This is a genomic window from Desulfothermus okinawensis JCM 13304, assembly GCF_054654515.1.
The window spans coordinates 1-19,736 of sequence record NZ_BAAIEW010000017.1 but is presented as its reverse complement, the minus strand read 5'-3'; the positions used below and the strand labels follow the sequence as shown (position 1 = coordinate 19,736).

Sequence of the window (19,736 nt, the reverse complement as noted above, 5' to 3'; positions counted from 1 at the left end):
CTAGCTACAATTGGGTATTTTGTTCGGTTAAAATTTAATGGAAAATAGTGAAACAGACTATACTTTTTTTGTAAATTTAGTTATTGAAAAAAATAATGAAATGGTTTAAAAAATAATAGTTAATAATTTTCGTATGCTATTAAATTTAAATGGAAAATTAAGATGATATATATTTTTGTTTTTATATTAAACATAAGTTTATTTATCAATTGTTCAATATTACAGGCATATTCAATTAGTAATGAAAATAAAGCAAAAGAATATGTAAAATTGTGTTATGATTACAATAATAGGGCTAGATATAATCTGGCCATTTCTGCCTGTACTAAGGCAATTAATTTATATCCCTATGATTATTATGCATATTTTAAGAGGGGACTTGCATATGGATATAAAAAACAATATGATCTTGCTATAAAAGATTATTCAAGATCTATAATACTAAATCCAAATTATGCTCCAGCCTATTATAATAGGGGATGGGCCTATGGGGAAAAAAAAGAATATGATCTTGCTATAAAAGATTATACTAAAGCTATAAAGTTAAATCCCAATAACAAAGATGCCTATTATAATAGAGGATTTGCATATGTTAATGAGAGATTATATGATTTAGCAATTAGGGATTTTTCATTTGTGCTCAAAAAAGATCCAGGATACGAGCGAGCCTATTTTTGGCGTGGTTTTGCATATGGAGAAAAAGGAGAATATGATCTTGCCATAAAAGACTATTCAAATACTATAAAATTAAACCCTTATCATGCTGGGGCCTATTGTAATAGGGGCTTTGGTTTTAGCAAAAAAGGACTCTATAATTTAGCCATTAAAGATTATACATCTGCCATTAATATTGATCCCAAAATGACCATTGCCTATTTAAATCGGGGGATAGTATTTGGTTATTTGAACAAATGGGAAAAGGCCCTAACAGATTTCAGGGCATTAGTTTATCAGAATCCAACAAATCCTTTTTATCGTTTGGACTATGGTTTTGTATTATCAAAAGCAAATCAGATAGAAGAAGCAAGAAGACAAATCCAACTTGCCTTAAAGTCTGCTCCAACTCTGTTACAAAAAAGGGGAAACTACTTATCATCCCTTTACTTTAATAAACAGATATTTCCCACCTATTTTTATGCTGAAGAATATCTCTTTGCTTCAAGATACACATCTGTTTCCCCAGAATATTTAAACCTTTCCAAAGATATATTGAAAATAAAAACTCCAGTTGGAAATGGAATAAAAAGGGTTTCTACACCAGTTTCAAAACATCACTGTGTAAAGCCTTATCCAAATAGATATTTATTCGCTATTTTGATATCAAATTACTCTGAATTACCTGAACTCACATTTGTTAAACACGATAAACAAATCCTTTTAAAATTAGCCACATGTTTTTTAGGCGTTCCAGATGAAAATATCATGATATTAGAGAATTCTTCACTTGGGAGGATCAAACATAGAGCCAGAAATTTCTTTTCCAATATAACCAAAAAAGATGCCCTTGTTTTTGTTTATTACTCAGGTCACGGTATAACTGACACTAAAGGAGAATTCTACCTTCTTCCCAAGGATGCATCTGTGGATTCTGAAGAAGACCTTAAAGAGACTGGTCTATCCATAAGAGAATTAAGTAAAAAGATATCCCTTGCCAGGGGATTAAAACTTGCCATGATTGATGCATGCAGGGTTCCCTTGGCGTGGAAGCCTGCAGTATTGATAAGAAAAGAAACTGGTCCCAAGGACATGGCTCTATTATTTGGCACAAAACCCGGGAAAACCAGTGTAAAAGAGAAGGAAGGAGAATCCTCTGCATTTATCTCAGCCCTATATCAAATGGCAACATCAGGCCTTACAAACATAGATCAAAATGATGATGGTTATGTGGAGATTGATGAATTAATTATGCCCCTAAAAAAATGGATTAGGAAAGTATCATCTGATCCTTCTCAGTCTCCAGAGGTATGGGGAAAAAGGGATATACCTGTATTTCCAGTGGAATAAAAAAGGCGACTTTATAGGGAGGTATGTGTGAGGAAATTATTTTTATATCCCCATCTAGCTCTTGCAACTTTTATATCTATAACCACATTTACCATTGTGGCCTTTGGAGGTCCTGCCAGCGATTTTGCAAAAGATTTAAAAAGCAAACTAAGATTCAATCAACGGGTGGCTATAACTTATATATATGATGCAAAAAGTTTTAATATTACTGCATATGGAAATTTGTGGAGGGACAAAGTTTCCACAGCTCTAAACCTTGAAGGAATTAAGGTAGTATCCAGAAAGGAACTGGGGATTTTAATGGAAGATATAACATCATTTGAGGATACAAAAAAATCTGGAGATGATCTAAATAATCTTAATGTAGATGTACTTATTATGGGAAGTTATTATCTTGAGCCATGTAAAACTATGGTTAAAGTAGAGATGGTGTTAAAGGGAATAAATCTAAAAAATTTTGAAATATTGACTTCAAGAAATTTTTCCATACAGGTCCCTTTACAAAATGCAATATTACTCACCCAGGTATTAGGTAATTTAAGAGACAACAAAATGGAAAAAATTGGAACTAAAACTATTTTTTTAGATGCCTCTTTAAATAAGGCCTGTTTTTCACCTGGAGAAAAAGCATACATAAAGATCAATACCCAGCCTGGTATGTATGTGTATATTTTTAATATAGCTGCTGATGGAAGTGTTGTTAGGATATTGCCAAATTCCATATTTAAAGAAATGGCATTACCTGTAGGTGAAATTACCTTTCCACCACCAAAGATTCATAATCTCTCCCTTGTAATGGCAGCATATCCCAATATTGATCCAGCTTATGAAAGCTTTAGAATTATAGTTAGTAAGCACCCTTTAAAGGAAGAAGGATTTCCCATTCCAGATAACCAGATAATAATTGGAAACAAGGCACGCACAATAAAGGATTTATATCACTTAGTTGCAAATAACAAAGATATAGCAATAAAAGACCTCCCATATCTGGTGGGTGAAAGTTGTAGAAAAACACAATAATTATTCACAAAAAACAGATAACTTCTCCTTAAGAATAGTCTACTGAAAAACTATTTCTTTAAAAAAATCAAAATCTCTTCATAAAGTTGGACAACACTTTTGTATTCTGGAACTGTTCAATTTTTTTTGTTTTTAAAACATGGGCAAGTTCTTCTTCGTCTCCAGGGATTTTGCTGCAAGATATTTGATTTCCAATGGTCCCGACACAAAGGGAAGAGTGACTGTCTGTGTTATAAACAGCGATTAAGTCCCATCTATTCTTTACGTCATTATACAGATCAAGGTTATATGGTTTATATTGCCCATTTTTCAATTTATCAAAGCCACTAATCAATATATTGATGGAGTTTAGCTCTATACCATGTATTTTTGAAAATATTTTTTCTTCATCAATACTTAAGTCATTTGACCATCTAAAGAGGTGGGCAACAAATATAAAGCTTTTTGAAAAGTCAATTTCTGGGATATTAAGTAGCTCATTAAAGGAAATCATAAAGTCTACTTTTATTCCTCTGTTTTTTGTAATGATTACAAGGTCAATCCCCTCTTGCAAGGTGACTTCCAGTCCAGCATATAACTTTATCTGGGGAAATTGGTCTTGAAGCTCCTTGATTTCATTTTCATTCCATTGTATCTGGTGTTCTGTTATAACAATTGCGTCAAAGCCTCTTTCTATGGCTAAAGCACATGCCTCTTGGGGGCTTAGATGAGAGCAGGGGGAATATCTGGTTGTGTGGAGATGCAGGTCAATTATCACACATCCTCCTTTTGTTTAAAGTAACTATTTAAATTATTTATTTGTGGAGTGCAAGTTATGAAAATAGGTAGAAATGATCCCTGCCCATGTGGCAGTGGTTTAAAATACAAAAAGTGTTGTATGAAAAAGGATAAATCTAAACAGTCCTTTAATACCTTAAAGGAGTTATATTTTAGAAAGTACAAGATCAGGCTGAAAGAAAAAAAAGATATTTTAGGTATTAAGAGGGCAGGGGAGTTAGTTGTAAAGACTTTGGATATGGTGGAAACAAAGATACGCCCTGGAATTACCACTGATTATATAAATACACTGGTACATGAATTTACCATAGCCCATGGAGGGATACCAGCCCCACTTAATTATAATGGATTTCCAAAAAGCGTATGTGTTTCTGTAAATGAGGTAATTTGTCATGGTATTCCTGGAGACAGGGTGTTAGAAGAAAGTGATATTGTAAATGTTGATGTGACCACTAAATTAAATGGGTATTATGCAGATGCCAACAAGACCTTTTTTGTGGGAAAGGTCTCAGAAGATGCAAAAAAAATTGTAAATGTTGCAAGGGAATCTTTAAAAAGGGGACTTTCACAGGTAAGGCCTGGAAATACAGTTGGAGATATTGGATGGGCTATACAGCAGTATGCAGAAAAAGAACAGGGATGTTCAGTGGTAAGAGAAATGGTGGGTCATGGAGTTGGATTCCAGTTCCATGAACCACCTCAGATCCCCCATTATGGAAAAAAAGGTCATGGAATAGTGCTTGTACCTGGAATGGTTTTTACTGTTGAACCCATGATAAATCTAGGAAAAAGGGACTTAGTTATACTTCCAGATAACTGGACGGCTGTGACCAGAGATGGATCCCTCTCTGCCCAGTTTGAACAGACTGTGTTGGTGACAGAGACTGGTTATGAGAGTTTGACCCCTTATGATCTATAAGGAGTCTATTTGATTAATCCGTCTCAGGTGCCTTCCTCCTTCAAACTCTTCCTGCAAAAACGCCTCCACAATACTTAGGGCCAGATCCTCTCCAATGACCCTGGCCCCAAGGCAGAGGACATTGGCGTTATTGTGCCTTCTGCTCATTTTTGCCATGTATTCATTGAAACAAAGTGCAGCACGAATTCCCTTTACCCTATTTGCACTAATTGACATCCCAATCCCTGTCCCACAGATAAGGATTCCCAGGATAGAATCTTCCACAACCTTTTTACATAACTTAAAGGCAAATTCAGGGTAATCACAAGAGTTCTCCTTATCACACCCAACATCTATTACCTCATAACCTTTGCCCTGTAAAAAAATTTTTAAATTTTCTTTTAAGGGATAACCTGCATGATCCGATCCCATAACGATTTTCTTTTCCATATTTTCCCCTGTACTTTAAAATTGGCTCCCCGATTTTGTCGGGGAGTCCCTTTGTGTTAGAGGTCTTCAGTCCTTTTTTTTATAATTTCATCCCTTAAGTTCTCTATTTGCTTTTCAAGTGAGCTTATTTCACTCTCCAAGAATTCGATTTGCTTTTTGGCAACCTCTATTTGTTCTTGCTGATTTTCATCATCTTCCTTGAGATTATAATATAGTTTTCCCAGATTAAGGTATTCCCTATCCAGCCTTTTTTTCAAATCCTTTATTTCCCATTTTCTAAGACCTTTTATAATGTTAAAATGGACTTCACTGATAATTGCCTTAATACTCAAGGGAATTGTTTGTAACAAGGATGGTTTCATGGTGCTGGCACATGCATTTTCTTTTGACATATTTCACTCCTTTTTTAGTTTTGGGTTGTGTTGCCCTTTAATATAACCTCTTTGGTAACATTCAACGGTGTTTTTAGGTTCAGTTCCTTTAATTTAAACTTATCCTTAAAACAATTTTTTTTCCTGATTTTAAAAACTAGCTCCCCAAGATTGGTGTCTTTTAATACCACCTTTGAATTATTAAAAATTTCGATTCTCCCTCCTGCACATCCTTTTATAAGGATTTTGTTTAAGTCATAGGCTAGTTCCATCTCTTTGACTAACTGGTCATTAAAATAGTATTTGACCCCGTTTTTGACTTCCTCAATTTTTTTTGGTTTTGAGATAAATGTTTTCCACTCCCCAGTCAATACTTTTAATAAAAACCCAGGAGGTATATTGGCATTAACTCCAAAAATAGTAAATATTTCACTGGGTTTTTTTAAAATATACACTTTATTTTCTTTAATAGAAAAGACCTTTACTATGTCTTTTTTTATTTCAATCATGGACAATAGGGTTCCAAATGGGGATTTTATTTCCATAATCCATGGAAAACTAGTATTTCCCTTTAGATAAAATCTCCCTCTGAAATTTTGATGTTTGGAAAAATAATATATTATTCCCTGGATATTGTATGCCTGACATCTATCCTGTTCCCCAGATAGCCTATATCTATTTAGGAGTTCATCAGGTGATGGTTTGGTGTGATCTTTTTTAAATGTTGCACAACCAGAGCTTAAAGAGAAAAATAACAAGAGGATAAATGATTTTTTAAAAAAATCCATATTATTAATACAGGAAGGTGTAATAGTGTTTTTTATTTAAGGGCATTCAATTTTTTCTTAATTTTTAAGGGGTCTTCAGGCTCATTTAATAAGGAATTTTTATAACCTTTTTTCGCTTCCTTAAAATTTTTTAATTTAAGGGCAATATCTCCGTAGTGTTCCCATATTGTGGGGTCCATTTTTGTATTTTGAACGGCCTTTTTTATATATTCCCACGCTTTCCGGTAATCTTTTATTTTGTAATAATACCATGCCATGGAATCCAAGAAATATCCATTGTTTGGCTCGAGTAAAAGGGCCTTTTTTATTAGCTCATACCCCCTTTTTAAATCTGTCCCTTTTTCAACCAGTGTATAACCTATGAAATTTAAGGCTGAGGCATGATTTGGGTCTATTTTTAGTATCTTCTCCATGATGGACAAAGAACTCTCTATGTTATTTAATTTGTAATAGATTGTACCCAATTGAAATAGAAGGTTTAAATCATCTGGATTTTGCTTTAGAGATTCTTCAATTATTCTTTTTGCCTCATTGTACTTTTTATTTAACACATATAAATCACTTAAAAAAATTCGTAGTTTTTTATTATTTGGATGTTTTTTTACTTGTTCTTCTAAAATTTTCTCTGCAGCATTATATTTTTTCTCATTTATCAATATTTTTATTTTTAGATCCAGTGCATTTAAATAAATGTCACTATCTGTGGGGATTTCGTCAATTGACTTAAGGGCACTCTCAGCATCTTTATATTTTTTTAGTTTTATTAGAGCATAGTAATATGAAATTCTAGGGTATTCGTCTTTAAAGTTCTCAATTGTTTTAAGGAGTTCCTCTGCTTGATCGTATAGATTTTCCTTTAAAAAAAGTCCTATTGCATCTATTAAATCCTTAGGATCAGATATATAATCCTGTGCAATGGAAAATGCCTTGTGTATGTTTCCAAGATTAATATCTATTTCAATTAACCTTAGCAGCAATTCTTTGTTAGTAAATCCCTGGGATATGAGTTTTGAATATATCTTTTCTGCTGAGACTAAATCATTTTCAAGTTCATATAAATAAGCCAGCTCAACCCATCCCCTTAAAAAATTAGGATTCAATTTTGTCGCCTTTTTAAAGTGGTATATTGCTTTTTTTCTGTCATTTATTTTTAAGTAGCATTTTCCTAAAATAAAATGGGTTTTGTAACTTCTCTTTTCTTGGGGAATTTCCAATAGGTATTTTATTGCAGTGTTAAATTTTTTTTCCTGAAATAGAATATCCGCAATCTTCTCCCTGGCAATATAGTCATTTGGATGTTCTTTTATGTATATTTTTAACAGAGAGTATGCATTGTAGTGTTCTTTCTGATACATGTATATGTCTGATAAAAAAAACACCAACTCTTTATTTCCTGGATTTTTTTGTAACCCAGCTTTTAAGATATCTTCTGCCTCTTTAATTTTTTTTTGGGATATTAGAAGACGTGCGTATTCAATGTAAAATTCAGGATCTGCTTTATAATTAAGGGCTTTTTTCAGGGACTGCTGTGCCTCTTTGTATTTTTTTTGTTTGGCAAAATCCAAGAATCTTAAATAATAGTAGGTAGATAATGCGTCAATATCAATGGGTGTGGGTTTGTAATTAAATGTGTGTCTTTTAAGTCCACATCCTGCCAAAAACACAACTAAAATAAAAATAACTAGTTTTTTTCTTCTTTCCATAATCTTATCAACTTTTGGTATACAAAGTTTCCAATTTTAACTCCTGCCTCAATAAACTCTGGGCCATAAATCTGGCCTGTAGCTGTCCTAAAGGTATTTGATATGGATTTAATAATTTCAATGCCCTTGGGAAATCTTTCTATTATCTTATCTATTGGCCATTCCTGGTAGTCACAAATTTCCCATAAGGTGGTGGTAAAATTATCTGGCCCCCACCTGAACTTGTCAGCGTCATATAAAACATCTCCAAGTAATTTGGCATTTGAATTTGGTGGAGGATCTATCTCTTTAAAGGCCTCATGATTTTTTATTGCATAAAAAATGGCCTCTTTATCTTCGTCTGATAAGGGGAAATCCTGTATTATTTTCAGGGCTAAATGTGCTCCTTCAGTTGCGTGGTCAGGTTCTAACCTGCATATATCGTGCATAAGACCACACATCTCTGCAAGGAGCACCAAATATCTGCACTGTATAGTATCACTGTGAAAGCACTCTATTAGTACCAAGGCCCCTGCTTCTATTGCAACTTTTTTGGAATGTTCAACCCCATGCCCAAAATCATCATACAAAAAAGGGAGTACATCTTCTGAACATCTAAGGATTAAGGGGTGATCAAAAAAAAGTTGTCTTGCATAAGATATTTCAGCTGCAAAGTGATCATAGAAGCTTAAATTAAATTTAGAGGCATATGCCTTTGTTTCTTCCTTTACTGTATCAAATATTTTATTCTTCATGAATCCAATCTTTTGAAAAATCTTTTATAGATGATGAAAAATGGTCCCTTAGCTTTTGAAGCAGCCTATTTTCTATCTGTCTCACCCTCTCTCTTGTGATCCCATATTTCTCACCTATTTCCCTCAAGGTCAAGGGGTTAGATGTGAGTAATCTCAAATAAAGGATATCTTTTTCCTTGTCATTTAATTTTGGCTCTATTTCTTTTATTTTTTCTTTTAACTGCTGAGATATTTCCCTTTTTGCAAGGTGTTCTTCAATACTAGCTTCTAATGCTGGAACCATATCCAAATGGGTTGTGTTTGAGTCTTCACTACCAAAAGGAGTATCCAATGATAGATCTTGATGTGCCATCCTCTGGGCCATCTCTATCACTTCTTTTTCATCTACGTCCAGCCTTTCTGACAGGGTTTCAGCATCTGGATTTACCCCTAGTTTCTGGAGTTCCTGGCGTTCTTTATTTAAGTTGTAGAAGAGTTTTCTCTGATTTTGAGTGGTACCAATCTTAACAAGTCTCCAGTTGTCCATGATAAATTTAAGTATATATGCCTTTATCCAAAAGGCTGCGTAATAGGAAAATTTAATTCCTTTTTCTGGATCAAACTTCTCAACTGCCTTTAAAAGACCGACATTACCTTCCTGTATGAGCTCAAACAAGTTCTGCATCCACCTTCTTTGGAATTCCATTGCTATTTTTACAACTAGCCTTAAGTGGGATGTGACCAGTTTTAAAGCAGCTTCTTTGTCCCTTTTATACTTTACCCTCCTGGCCAGTTCCAGTTCCTCCTCAGGAGTGAGTGTTGGATATTTCATCACTTCCCTGATATACCTGGCTACAGGGTCTTGAATGGCAGGTGTTTTTGGTGCTGATGGTATGGGTAAAGTGGGGTCCAGGTTGTTTTTTGTAGAGGTCAAAATTTCAGGGTCTACACCAGTTGAAGCTTGATTGTCTTTTTCTCTTGGGTTATCGTTAATTGCTTTTGTCATAATCCTCACACATTGGGAGATATTATATGATTTTTAAAAAATTTTGTGTTGGTTTGATCTTTTTTTTCATAACTTGCTCCTCAGCATATTCCAACTCAGTGGTGGAGGTCAACTCTAATAATCTCTTTTCAATTATAGCAAATTCAAAGGGAAAGGTTTTGGTGGTAAATTTCTGGGCATCCTGGTGTCCATATTGTCAAAAAGAGACAAAAGAGCTGACTAACTTGAGGAAGGAATATAACTCTGATAAATTAGAAATTTTAGGTGTTTCTTTTGATTCCAGTAAAGGGAATTTTTCTGATTTTTTAATCAAATACAAAATAAATTACCCATGTTATTTGGCTTCTGATCCCAGTATAAGTATGATGTTTAATGTATTTGGTATTCCAGCAACCATAGTTTATGACAGGGATGGAAGGGTTGCTAAGCAGTTTTCAGGGTATGTGGAATATGGTCAATTGAAAAAAATAATTGATGAGCTTATTTCAAAATAATATATGGATAAATTAATTTTAAGAAAGGCCATAATTCACGATGTAGAGGGGATATACAATCTCCTCTTGGACTTTGGAAACCAGGGGAAACTCCTTCCCAGGTCCCTTAGCAATTTGTATTCAAATGTGCGTGATTTTTTTGTGGTGGTGAATCAAGAGGGTAAGGTGTATGGGTGTGGAGCCCTGGCCATAATATGGAGAGACCTTGCAGAAGTCAGGTCTGTTGCAGTGCACAGTGAAATCCAGAAAAATGGATGGGGAAAAAGGATAGTTGAGGCTTGTCTCAGTGAGGCCTTGACTTTAGGTATTTATAGGGTTTTTGTCTTAACCTATGAAGAGTCATTTTTTGCAAAATTGGGTTTTGAAGAAGTGGATAAAAAAAAGCTTCATGAAAAGATCTGGGTGGATTGTTTTAATTGTCCTAAATATCCAAACAATTGCGATGAGATTGCCATGATAATCAACCTGTAAACAATTTTTTCAGGAGGTTTTAACTTAAATGGATAGATTAAAACCAGTTGTAGAAGAAAGGAGAATAAAAAAAAGGATAGTAGAACTTGGAGAGGAGATTTCCAGGATTTACAGAGACATATCTACTCCCCTTATCTGTCTATGTGTCCTAAAGGGAGCAGTCTTATTTTTTTCAGATTTGATTAGAGAGATGGACCTGGACGTGGAAGTGGATTTTGTGAGGTTATCTAGCTATAGAGATGGGACCTCCCCTGATGAGAAGGTCTTGTTTACTAAAGATATGGAACTATCTGTAAAAAATAGGCATGTATTAATTATTGAAGACATTGTTGATACTGGCGCAACCATAGCATATTTAAAAAAAGTACTTGAGGCCAGAGGGCCACTTAGTGTTAAAATATGTTCCCTTATCCATAAGGTGGAAAGGAGAAAAATGGAAGTTGATATTGATTTTTATGGTTTTAAGATAGAAAGGGGTTTTTTAGTTGGTTATGGTCTTGATTGTGCTGAAAAATACAGAAATCTAAAATGCATTTATGAACTAATAACTGACTAATAGGTCTAAAAGGATTTGGAGCAGATCATGATTATATCGTGTCCCAAGTGTAACACAAAGTATAAGGTCAAGGACGAGTTGTTAAATCCCGAGGGAACAAAGTTAAAGTGCTCCAAGTGTGAACACATATTTATTTTTTATCCAGAAAGTAAGCTTATACAAGAAGAAGGGGAAAAGCACAAAGAAGAATCCATACAAACAAAAGAAATAAAAGATAAACAAGAACCACTTAAAGAGAAATTCTCATTGGAAAAATCTAATATAAATGGAATAGGGGGTATAAAGAAAATTAGAAAGATTGTTATAGCTGTTGTGGTAATAGGTTTGTTGGCAGGATTCATATGGTATTTTTTTCCAGTAATATCTAAAAAGCTTCCATTTCTTTCCCCAAAGAAGGAGTTAAAACAGGTTTCAACCAATGCCACTTCAGTAGAATCTGTGAAAAAGATTGATCTGGAAGATGTAAAACAGTATTTTGTAGATAATGAAAAAGTTGGAAAGATACTGGTAATACAGGGGAGGGCAGTAAATAAATTTAAAAAACCAAAGGAACTTATAAAAATTCGTGCAACACTATATGACAGTAAAGGAGAGGAAATTGCCAAAAAGACCATTCTCTGTGGAAATAAGCTATCCCTATTTCAACTTCAGTCGTGGACCAAGAAACACCTAGAAAAGGAGCTAAATTCAAAAGTAGGCGTGCTCATGAAAAATACCAATCTCCAACCTGGTATGGGTGTAGATTTTATGATCTTGTTCTATAATCCACCAGAAAATGTGTCTGAATATGGTCTTGAGGTAGTTCAGGCACTGGACGTGGAACAAAAGTAAAAATGAAAAAAAAAGGTTATATTTGTTCTTCTTGTGGTGCCAGGTTTGTAAAATGGCAGGGTCAGTGCTCTAAATGTGGTCTCTGGGGAACAATTAAAGAAGTAGAAGATATTTCCTTTAAAGAAGATTTAAATCTTCATGAGTCAAAAATCACTCCAATCTCCTTAAAAGAAATTTCAGAAGAGAGTATAAAATCTTTGACCTCTGGCTCTCGCATATTTGATCAATTTTTGGGTATGGGGATGGTGGCAGGTAGTGTGATTTTGCTTGCAGGGGAACCAGGGGTTGGAAAATCCACATTTCTTATGCAACTTCTATCTGGCTTTTTAAAATCTGGCCTCAAAGGGCTTTATGTCTCTGGGGAAGAGTCCATTTATCAACTAAAACTCCGTGCTGAAAGGCTGGGTGTTTGCGACGATAGATTTAAACTTCTCTGTACCCAGGATGTATCCCCTGTAATATCAATTATAAGACATAAAGATGTCCCAGATTTTATTGTCATAGATTCCATTCAAACCCTAAAGTCCAGTGAAGCACCTGGTATTATGGGTGGAGTATCCCAGATAAAGGAAGTTGCCTCTAAGTTATATGAAGAGGCAAAGAAAAGGGAAATAGTGCTCTTAATTGTGAGCCACATAACAAAAGATGGGCAAATAGCAGGTCCAAAGCTATTGGAACACATGGTAGATGTGGTTTTATACATGGAAGGTGATAGACTGAGTTCATTTAGGATTATCAAAATTACAAAAAACAGATTTGGGCCAAGTAACAATATCCTTGTGTTAGAGATGGGTACAGGTGGATTAAAAATTGTAAAAGACCCTTCTACATTTTTTTTGACTTCAAGGGACCCATCTTCCCCTGGCAGCTCCCTCGTTATGGCAATGGAAGGTAAGAGACCACTGGTTATTGAAATTCAGGCACTTGTTACAAAATCCTTTTCACAAAATCCAAGACGCACTGCTCTAGGAATTGATCTAAATAGACTATATTTGCTACTTGCCATTTTGGAGAAAAGGTTATCTCTTAAGTTTAATGAAAGAGATGTCTATGTAAAGATAAGTGCAGGGATAAAGATATCAGACCCAGCTTTGGATCTAGGGATCTGTTCTGCCCTCATTTCATCCTATTTTGATGTTCCTGTTCCTGATAGGGCTGTTTTTTGGGGTGAAGTTGATCTAAATGGTTTTATAAGGCCCTCTTTTGGTGAGGACAAAAGAGTGTTACAGGCAATTACCCTTAATTTTTTTCCCATAATATGCCCAAAATCAAAATATGTAGCTGAATTTTCTGAAGAAAAAATAAATCCCCTCACAAACATAAATGAACTAACAAAATTCCAATTTTCTCGAAATTCCCACTAGGTATCTTTATCCTTGTTTTACCACAATTGATTCAACAAGGACCTTGGCTATTCCTTTTTTGTAAAATCCCAGTCGTTTTGCCCCTTCAATTGTTAAATCAATTATCCTTCCTTTAACAAACGGTCCCCGATCATTTACCCTTACTATAATAGACCTACCATTCTCAAGATTAGTCACTTTTACATACCATGGTAAGGGTAAGAGTTTATGTGCAGCTGTTAATTGGTGTGGGTCAAATAATTCACCATTTGCAGTCATGTGCCCACCCTTTTGTCTCAAGGTTTCATATCCATACCATGAAGCATATCCCACTTCCCTGTAATTTTTTGCCTCATCAACTGAGAAAGGGACATACCTCTTTCCAAAGACTATATATGGAGAATTTTTTACTTTTCTTTCCTTAATGGCTATTTTAGGTGGAAGTCCGTCAATTGCCTCTATCTCTGGATGGGTCAATGGAAGGTTAAATGGTGCCTTTGCCACAACATAAGTAAATTTCCCAACCTTATAGACAACTTTGCCTGCAAATATGGTTGTCTTTACAGTAAATTTTGTAACTCTGTAGGTGGTCTTTATTGCTGTTTTGGTGACCCTATAAGGGATAGTTACAACACTACAAGATTGGATATAACAATAGGATAAGAATAAAAAAATTAAGCCGTACCTTTTCATGATTTCATAAACATCAGTACCAAAACTGCCAATATGACCCTATATACCCCAAATGGTCTTAAGGTGATTTTGGATAAGAGGTGAATAAATCCCTTAACAGCTATGTATGCAGAGATAAAAGATACTACAAAGCCCATTGAGAGCACAACTAAGTCATTTAAAGAAAACAAGCTATAATTTTTCACCATTTCAAGGGATGTTGCTGCAACCATAATAGGTACTGCTGCAATAAAAGAGTATTCAGCTGCTAGTTTCCTGCTTGCTCCCAAGATCATTGCTCCCATAATTGTTGCTGCGGACCGGGAAAATCCAGGCCAAAGGGCAAAACACTGAAAAAATCCTATGCCCAAAGCCAGATATGGGGTGATCTCATCTAAAGAAATAAATTTTTGCTTCTTTTTTAGACCTTCCACAATAAAAATCAAGATACCACCAACAAAGAGGGCCATGGCTACGCTTTTTGGATAAAATAGGTATTCTTTTATTCTCCTTTCAAACAAAAGACCTAGTATTGAAGCAGGTAGTGATGTTAAAAATAAAAGATATAACCCATAAATTCCACTAAATTTTTTATTACTGGGCTTAATTAAACCATAAAATCTTTCCCAGTAGATACACACAACTGATAAAATTGCCCCTAGTTGTATTACAACTTCAAATATTTTTGCCTTTTCACCTGTGAAATTTAGGAGATCACCTACAATAATTAGGTGTCCAGTGGAGGAGATTGGCAAAAATTCAGTTAATCCTTCAACAATACCCATGATTGTAGCTTTCAACATAATATCCATGTGGAATTTATAATTAAATAATTTTTCATAAGTCAACAAAATAATTAGATCCTACTCATGGACATGCTGCTTGAATAGGATGTGTTTTTTTTGTACAAGTATCTCCGAAGATAACAAGCTGGAAAAAACATGAATATCTATACATTTGAGTGTGACAAACTAAAGGTAACCACTCCTTTTTTGGGTGATAAATATTATAGAAAAGTCTCTTATCCTATAAAAGTTGGCCTTTTTACCTTGGTTGAGACCAGAGAAGCCAGGTTGTTTTTTGATTTAAATGGAGAGATAAAGTTTATACACGGGCTGACTCCCAATTGGCCCCATCCAAATGAGTTTATCAAAAGGACCAAAACCAATGATTTTATATATTATTCATCTGGGGAATATTATGGAGGAATCTATGATGCAACAGGTGAATACTATGTCCCATGTTTTATGTATCCTTCAAATAATTTGTGGAAAAAGGATATAAAAAAAGTTATAGATATGGGCAAGTCCCTATGGAAAAAAACAATGGGAAATTTGAGAAAAATTTCTATATATGAAATTCCCTCTAATATGAGGACAAGAATAGAAAAAATTAGATATATAGATGAGAGATATCTTGAAAAAAGAGCTGCTCAGCTACAAGGTATTTATAAGACACACATAAGCGTACTTCCACCAGATACAAGGCATGTTGATTATGATGTGATACCAATAATTATATCAGATGGATGTCTATACCACTGTAAATTTTGTAGGGTAAAATCAAAGGACAAATTTTCAGAAAGATCAAAAAAGGATATACTGGAGCAGATAATAAGTTTAAAAGAATTTTATAAAGACGATATAAAGAACTATTCCAGTATATATTTAGGTCTTCACGATTCACTAAATTGTTCCTTTGAAACAATAAAATTTGCAATTGAGAATGCAAGGGAAATACTTTGTCTTGACTCGTCTTATGTAAGAGATAAATCCATATTTATATTTGCTAGCGTTCATTCTTTTTTAAATACAAAAGATTTTGTCTTTGAATATTTAAATACAATTTCAGATACAAAGGTATATATAAATATTGGTCTAGAATCAGTAGATGATAAGACTTTAAATATATTAGGTAAACCCATAGATTCTTTATCTGTTAAACAAAGTTTTGAAAAGATGGTTTATATTAATAAAAACTATCTAAATATAGAGGTAACAGCGAACTTTATTTTGGATCTTTCTTTTTCCAGGGAACATTTTGAATCCTTGATACATTTGATTAGAGATAGTGTCAAAAAACCCTATTACAAAGGTACCATCTATTTATCTCCATTAAAAAACAATGATAAAATGGCCCTTTTAAAAAAGGTTATGGAATTAAAAAGACAGAGCTTTTTGCCAATGTGTTTATATATAATTCAGAGATTTTAATGAAGTTTAAAATAGAAAATTTGTTTATCTGCCTATTTCTTTAGCTCCGCTTATTGATTGGGTTATGGAGCAGGTGAATAGTGGGTGTATGTGTGTGTGAAAGTGTATGTGTGTGTATGAGAAAGTTACAGACCACAGACACAGATCATATACACAGACACATCAAAGCTTGAGACTTCGACTCCCATACCTCAAGCTTTGATGAGAGATATAGAACAATGATTTAAAATAGCCTTCAATTACCCTCAAACTGAGCCCGGAAAAGGGCCCAGTTTGAGGGGGGGGAAATCAATGCCACATAACAAATTGTGCTCCTATTTCATATTTGCTTTTGCTAATCCCTTTTTCATCTGTGCTGCCAATTCCTTTATCTCCACAAGGTCCTTTTTCATCTTTGCATAACCATACCATGTGGTAAAATCAGGATTAATATGAAAGGCAGCTTGAAAGGTCTTCATCCTGTGGTCCATAAACATCTCATAGAGTACCTCTTCAATTTTTGTATTTACTTCATAAAAATTTAAGAGGTCAGGATAGGGCCAGGTAAACTGTTTTTGTTTTTTCTTGATGACCCCTTGTCTATACAAATCTGCTACTACCTCTATTGCTTCAGCAAACAGTTTGTCTGCTGCCTTTAGCATAAGGTCTGCATTTTTTAAGTTTTCTTTTACAAAGTTCTCTGAATGACACCTCTTGCATGTGGCAATATCCTGCTTTCTCTCTTTATCCCAAGCATCCTTGGTAAGTCTTGCCAGATTAGCTGCTTTGACCAATTTAAACCTCTCAGTGGGTTTACCCTTGTCATTTAACACTCCCAGTGCCTTTAAAATAGTCACCCTATAATTCCACCACTCCTTGTCTTGTTCAGGTACTCTGAGTCCCAAAAATCCCCAGGCAGTTATAACCTTATGGTTTCCTCCTGGCATGTGACAATCTTGACAGGTTGGTCCCCTATGGAGCTTTCTGTCCATGAGATATGCAGATCCATGTTTTGAATGGTACCAGAACTCCCATTGGGCATGGTCAAACCCAGTATGACAGCTATTGCATGCTTCAGGCCTTTTTGCCTCTTTCACAGAAAAGGCATGGCGAGTATGACAACTCTGACAGTCCATCCCATATTTATAATATTTTCTGAGTTTGTTGTTTCTTACATGCTTGTCTGTAATTCCCAGGTTATGACATCCATTGCACCCCTTTTGCCCAGCAATAAAGGCCTTGGGCTGCAGATGCATAAACCCAGGAAAAGCAGTTATAGCAACAAGTCCCAATGTGTGTTTCCCGCTCATATATTGTGTTACCTGCTTATTATGACATTTTTTACATGTAGTTATGGTGGGCAACTCTGCCTTATCGGCATTTTGGGCGTTATTATGGGCTTTTCCGTGACAGGAACTACACCTCAAAAATTTTGACATCTTTCCTCTGTTAAAATCTTTAACTATACCTGGGGTTACTTTTAAGTGGCACTTTTCACATGGAGAGGGTATTGCGAAACTAGACCCTGTGTCTAAGAAAAAGAGCAATGTCATTACAAAAAGTCCCATTATGAAAAATTTTTTAAAATCTACTTTGTAGCTATCCATGTCCATACATCCTTGTTTAGACGATTAATAGTATTGATTAAAAAAAATTCACATGTTGAAGGTAGCGCTTAAGAGAGTATTATTCAAGATAAAATTTTTATTAGATTTGTCGTTACATATTATCTAGCCCAGGTTTATCAAAATGATAAACCTGGGCTAAAAATGGTCATTATTTTCACAATATTCCTTCCTTTTCCTGTTTTAAAATCAATATTATACAACTAGTTAAGGCAGGGCTACGTCAAAGTCGTCAATCATATAAAAATATCAACATTATAATTTTTTGCTGTCCTTTTTTACCTGACTGAAATTTTTTTATGTTATTGAAACATGGAAAGATAAAAGTTTCAAGGCTGCCTTTAGCAATTCGTATAATACGTAAGGAAGAGATGTCGAGATGGCAGTCATTGATGGACCGGTATCATTATCTTGGTTTTAAGCATATAGTTGGGGAATCTCTTTATTATGTTGTGACCTGTGAAGGTGAGTGGGTTGCACTATTGGGATGGGGATCAGCGGCTTTGAAGTGTGCAGCAAGGGATAGGTGGATCGGTTGGGACCCTTCCTTGAAATACCAAAGGCTGAAGTTCATAGCAAATAATACTCGGTTTTTAATTTTACCAGGTTGGCACCTACCTAATTTGGCATCTCATATCCTTGCTATGAATACGAAGCGTCTTGGGGAGGATTGGTTACGTTATCATGGTCACAAGGTTGTATTGGCAGAGACATTTGTAGATTGTAGTCGTTTTGATGGTACATGTTACAAGGCTGCTGGATGGAAAAGGCTTGGAGTAACCCGTGGTTATTCCAAGAATAACAGTCGTTATTGGAAGAATAATCGTCCAAAATACATATTTGTTTTTCCTTTGCAAAAGGGGGCTAGAGATATTTTGAGCGGACTAAGTCTTCCTTTGGATATTATCAGGAACCAGGAGTTTGGAGCCATGTTAGATGTTAATCGTTTGCCATTAGAAGGTGAAGGCGGGCTAATAGAACTTCTTCGGAGTATTTCTGATCCAAGAAAGCGACGTGGGATAAGGCATAGGGTAGAGACCATATTGGCAATAGCGATTTGTGCTGCTTTGTCTGGAGCAAGGAGTTTTTCTGCCATTTATGAGTGGGCATTATCGGCAAGTCCTGATTTACTTCGCAGGTTGGGGGCAAGGCGCAAGGGGCCTCCTTCTGAGCCGACCATTCGTAGGGTTTTGCAGAAGATAGACCCTCTGGAGATAGATACTAAGGTTGGTGAATGGTTGTTAAGGCATACAGATGATTCAAATAAAATAATTTCTGTTGACGGCAAGAAGCTTCGTAGGAGTTATGATGATGGGAAAAAGCCCACTTATCTTTTATCTGCAATTGTCCAACATGAGGCAGTGGTAATAGGCCAGGTAGATGTAGATGAAAAGACCAATGAGATTCCCAAACTCAGAGAACTTCTTGAACCTCTTCCTATAGAAGGAACCATTGTTAGTGCTGATGCTATGCATACACAAAAAGAGACAGCCCGGTTTATAGTGGAAAAAAAGAAAGCGGATAATGATTATCTTGATTTTCCACATGTAGGGCAAGTTTTTTGTATAGAACGCATTAGAGAAACAATAAAGACAGGGAAAAGAACAAAGGAAGTAGCCTATGGAATAACCTCCTTGTCTCCAGAAGAAGCAAAACCTGCCGATATTCTCAATATAGTACGTAGTCACTGGAAGATTGAAAATAGTCTTCATTGAGTAAGAGATGTTACCTTTGATGAGGACCGATGCCGGATCCGCAAGGGTAATGGCCCCCATGTAATGGCCTCTATACGAAACATAGCTATTTCCCTGCTCAGATTAGT

20 protein-coding genes are annotated in these 19,736 nt (G+C 35.2%); 10 read left to right on the top strand and 10 right to left on the bottom strand.

The genetic code is table 11. From position 1 onward, the window contains the following. Positions 1-162 precede the first annotated feature (162 nt). Together ACYQ0O_RS07830 and ACYQ0O_RS07825 are read left to right on the top strand one after the other, a co-directional pair. Positions 163-2,004 carry a tetratricopeptide repeat protein gene (locus ACYQ0O_RS07830; protein ID WP_459891877.1) on the top strand — a complete coding sequence of 614 codons (1,842 nt, stop codon included), beginning with the start codon at positions 163-165 and terminating at the stop codon, positions 2,002-2,004. Between the two features lie 27 nt (positions 2,005-2,031). Continuing rightward, the gene (locus ACYQ0O_RS07825; RefSeq protein WP_459891876.1) at positions 2,032-3,024 is read left to right on the top strand and encodes a DUF4384 domain-containing protein; all 993 of its coding nucleotides are present in this window, start codon (positions 2,032-2,034) and stop codon (positions 3,022-3,024) included. A 67-nt stretch (positions 3,025-3,091) separates the two neighbouring features. Here the strand turns inward: ACYQ0O_RS07825 and ACYQ0O_RS07820 are convergent, their stop codons facing one another. After that, positions 3,092-3,781 (bottom strand): PHP domain-containing protein, encoded by a 690-nt coding sequence (locus tag ACYQ0O_RS07820; protein ID WP_459891875.1) that lies wholly within the window; start codon positions 3,779-3,781, stop codon positions 3,092-3,094. A gap of 57 nt (positions 3,782-3,838) precedes the next feature. Between ACYQ0O_RS07820 and map the strand changes: the two genes are divergently transcribed. Further along, a complete protein-coding gene (gene map, locus ACYQ0O_RS07815) occupies positions 3,839-4,720 on the top strand; it encodes a type I methionyl aminopeptidase (RefSeq protein ID WP_459891874.1) in 882 nt (293 codons plus the stop codon). Here the strand turns inward: map and rpiB are convergent. The 6 genes from rpiB to ACYQ0O_RS07785 are packed head-to-tail and all read right to left on the bottom strand — an operon-like array spanning position 4,715 to position 9,730. Then, entirely contained in the window at positions 4,715-5,149 is a 435-nt protein-coding gene (gene rpiB, locus ACYQ0O_RS07810) for a ribose 5-phosphate isomerase B (protein ID WP_459891873.1), read from the bottom strand. The two genes, map and rpiB, sit on opposite strands and share 6 nt — an antisense overlap. Before the next feature lie 56 nt (positions 5,150-5,205). Next, positions 5,206-5,541, bottom strand: a complete 336-nt coding sequence (locus ACYQ0O_RS07805; RefSeq protein WP_459891872.1) for a hypothetical protein — start codon at positions 5,539-5,541, stop codon at positions 5,206-5,208. Between the two features lie 14 nt (positions 5,542-5,555). Then, the gene (locus ACYQ0O_RS07800; RefSeq protein WP_459891871.1) at positions 5,556-6,308 is read right to left on the bottom strand and encodes a hypothetical protein; all 753 of its coding nucleotides are present in this window, start codon (positions 6,306-6,308) and stop codon (positions 5,556-5,558) included. Between the two features lie 32 nt (positions 6,309-6,340). After that, a complete protein-coding gene (locus ACYQ0O_RS07795; protein WP_459891870.1) occupies positions 6,341-8,011 on the bottom strand; it encodes a tetratricopeptide repeat protein in 1,671 nt (556 codons plus the stop codon). Next, positions 7,990-8,745 (bottom strand): HD domain-containing protein, encoded by a 756-nt coding sequence (locus ACYQ0O_RS07790; protein WP_459891869.1) that lies wholly within the window; start codon positions 8,743-8,745, stop codon positions 7,990-7,992. Before ACYQ0O_RS07790 ends, ACYQ0O_RS07795 begins: the two co-directional genes overlap by 22 nt. Continuing rightward, complete coding sequence (locus ACYQ0O_RS07785; protein ID WP_459891868.1) at positions 8,735-9,730, bottom strand: sigma-70 family RNA polymerase sigma factor; 996 nt, start codon at positions 9,728-9,730, stop codon at positions 8,735-8,737. Before ACYQ0O_RS07785 ends, ACYQ0O_RS07790 begins: the two co-directional genes overlap by 11 nt. A 26-nt stretch (positions 9,731-9,756) precedes the next feature. Between ACYQ0O_RS07785 and ACYQ0O_RS07780 the strand changes: the two genes are divergently transcribed. Genes ACYQ0O_RS07780 through radA form a run of 5 tightly spaced genes read left to right on the top strand, consistent with a single transcriptional unit; the run spans position 9,757 to position 13,446 of the window. Next, on the top strand, positions 9,757-10,224 hold the full coding sequence (locus tag ACYQ0O_RS07780) for a TlpA family protein disulfide reductase (RefSeq protein ID WP_459891867.1): 468 nt from the start codon (positions 9,757-9,759) through the stop codon (positions 10,222-10,224). 3 nt (positions 10,225-10,227) lie between these two features. Beyond that, positions 10,228-10,695 carry an N-acetyltransferase gene (locus ACYQ0O_RS07775; protein WP_459891866.1) on the top strand — a complete coding sequence of 156 codons (468 nt, stop codon included), beginning with the start codon at positions 10,228-10,230 and terminating at the stop codon, positions 10,693-10,695. Positions 10,696-10,723: 28 nt separating this feature from the next. After that, positions 10,724-11,251, top strand: a complete 528-nt coding sequence (gene hpt / locus ACYQ0O_RS07770; protein ID WP_459891865.1) for a hypoxanthine phosphoribosyltransferase — start codon at positions 10,724-10,726, stop codon at positions 11,249-11,251. Positions 11,252-11,278: 27 nt separating this feature from the next. Beyond that, positions 11,279-12,082 (top strand): DUF3426 domain-containing protein, encoded by an 804-nt coding sequence (locus ACYQ0O_RS07765; RefSeq protein WP_459891864.1) that lies wholly within the window; start codon positions 11,279-11,281, stop codon positions 12,080-12,082. Positions 12,083-12,084: 2 nt separating this feature from the next. After that, a complete protein-coding gene (gene radA, locus ACYQ0O_RS07760; protein WP_459891863.1) occupies positions 12,085-13,446 on the top strand; it encodes a DNA repair protein RadA in 1,362 nt (453 codons plus the stop codon). A gap of 6 nt (positions 13,447-13,452) precedes the next feature. Here radA and ACYQ0O_RS07755 read toward each other — a convergent pair whose 3' ends face one another. Both ACYQ0O_RS07755 and ACYQ0O_RS07750 read right to left on the bottom strand, forming a co-directional pair. Beyond that, the gene (locus ACYQ0O_RS07755; RefSeq protein WP_459891862.1) at positions 13,453-14,118 is read right to left on the bottom strand and encodes a septal ring lytic transglycosylase RlpA family protein; all 666 of its coding nucleotides are present in this window, start codon (positions 14,116-14,118) and stop codon (positions 13,453-13,455) included. Continuing rightward, positions 14,115-14,909 carry an undecaprenyl-diphosphate phosphatase gene (locus ACYQ0O_RS07750; RefSeq protein ID WP_459891861.1) on the bottom strand — a complete coding sequence of 265 codons (795 nt, stop codon included), beginning with the start codon at positions 14,907-14,909 and terminating at the stop codon, positions 14,115-14,117. The genes ACYQ0O_RS07755 and ACYQ0O_RS07750 overlap by 4 nt, the downstream gene beginning before the upstream one ends. A 129-nt stretch (positions 14,910-15,038) precedes the next feature. Here ACYQ0O_RS07750 and ACYQ0O_RS07745 point away from each other — a divergent pair, with 129 nt between their 5' ends. Beyond that, positions 15,039-16,310, top strand: coding sequence for a radical SAM protein (locus ACYQ0O_RS07745; protein ID WP_459891860.1), 1,272 nt, complete (start codon positions 15,039-15,041; stop codon positions 16,308-16,310). Between the two features lie 314 nt (positions 16,311-16,624). Here the strand turns inward: ACYQ0O_RS07745 and ACYQ0O_RS07740 are convergent, their stop codons facing one another. After that, a complete protein-coding gene (locus ACYQ0O_RS07740; protein WP_459891859.1) occupies positions 16,625-17,896 on the bottom strand; it encodes a multiheme c-type cytochrome in 1,272 nt (423 codons plus the stop codon). Between the two features lie 317 nt (positions 17,897-18,213). On the opposite strand from ACYQ0O_RS07740, the gene ACYQ0O_RS07735 reads away from it, so the two are divergent. Beyond that, positions 18,214-19,629, top strand: coding sequence for an ISAs1 family transposase (locus ACYQ0O_RS07735; RefSeq protein WP_459891858.1), 1,416 nt, complete (start codon positions 18,214-18,216; stop codon positions 19,627-19,629). Positions 19,630-19,736 lie beyond the last annotated feature (107 nt).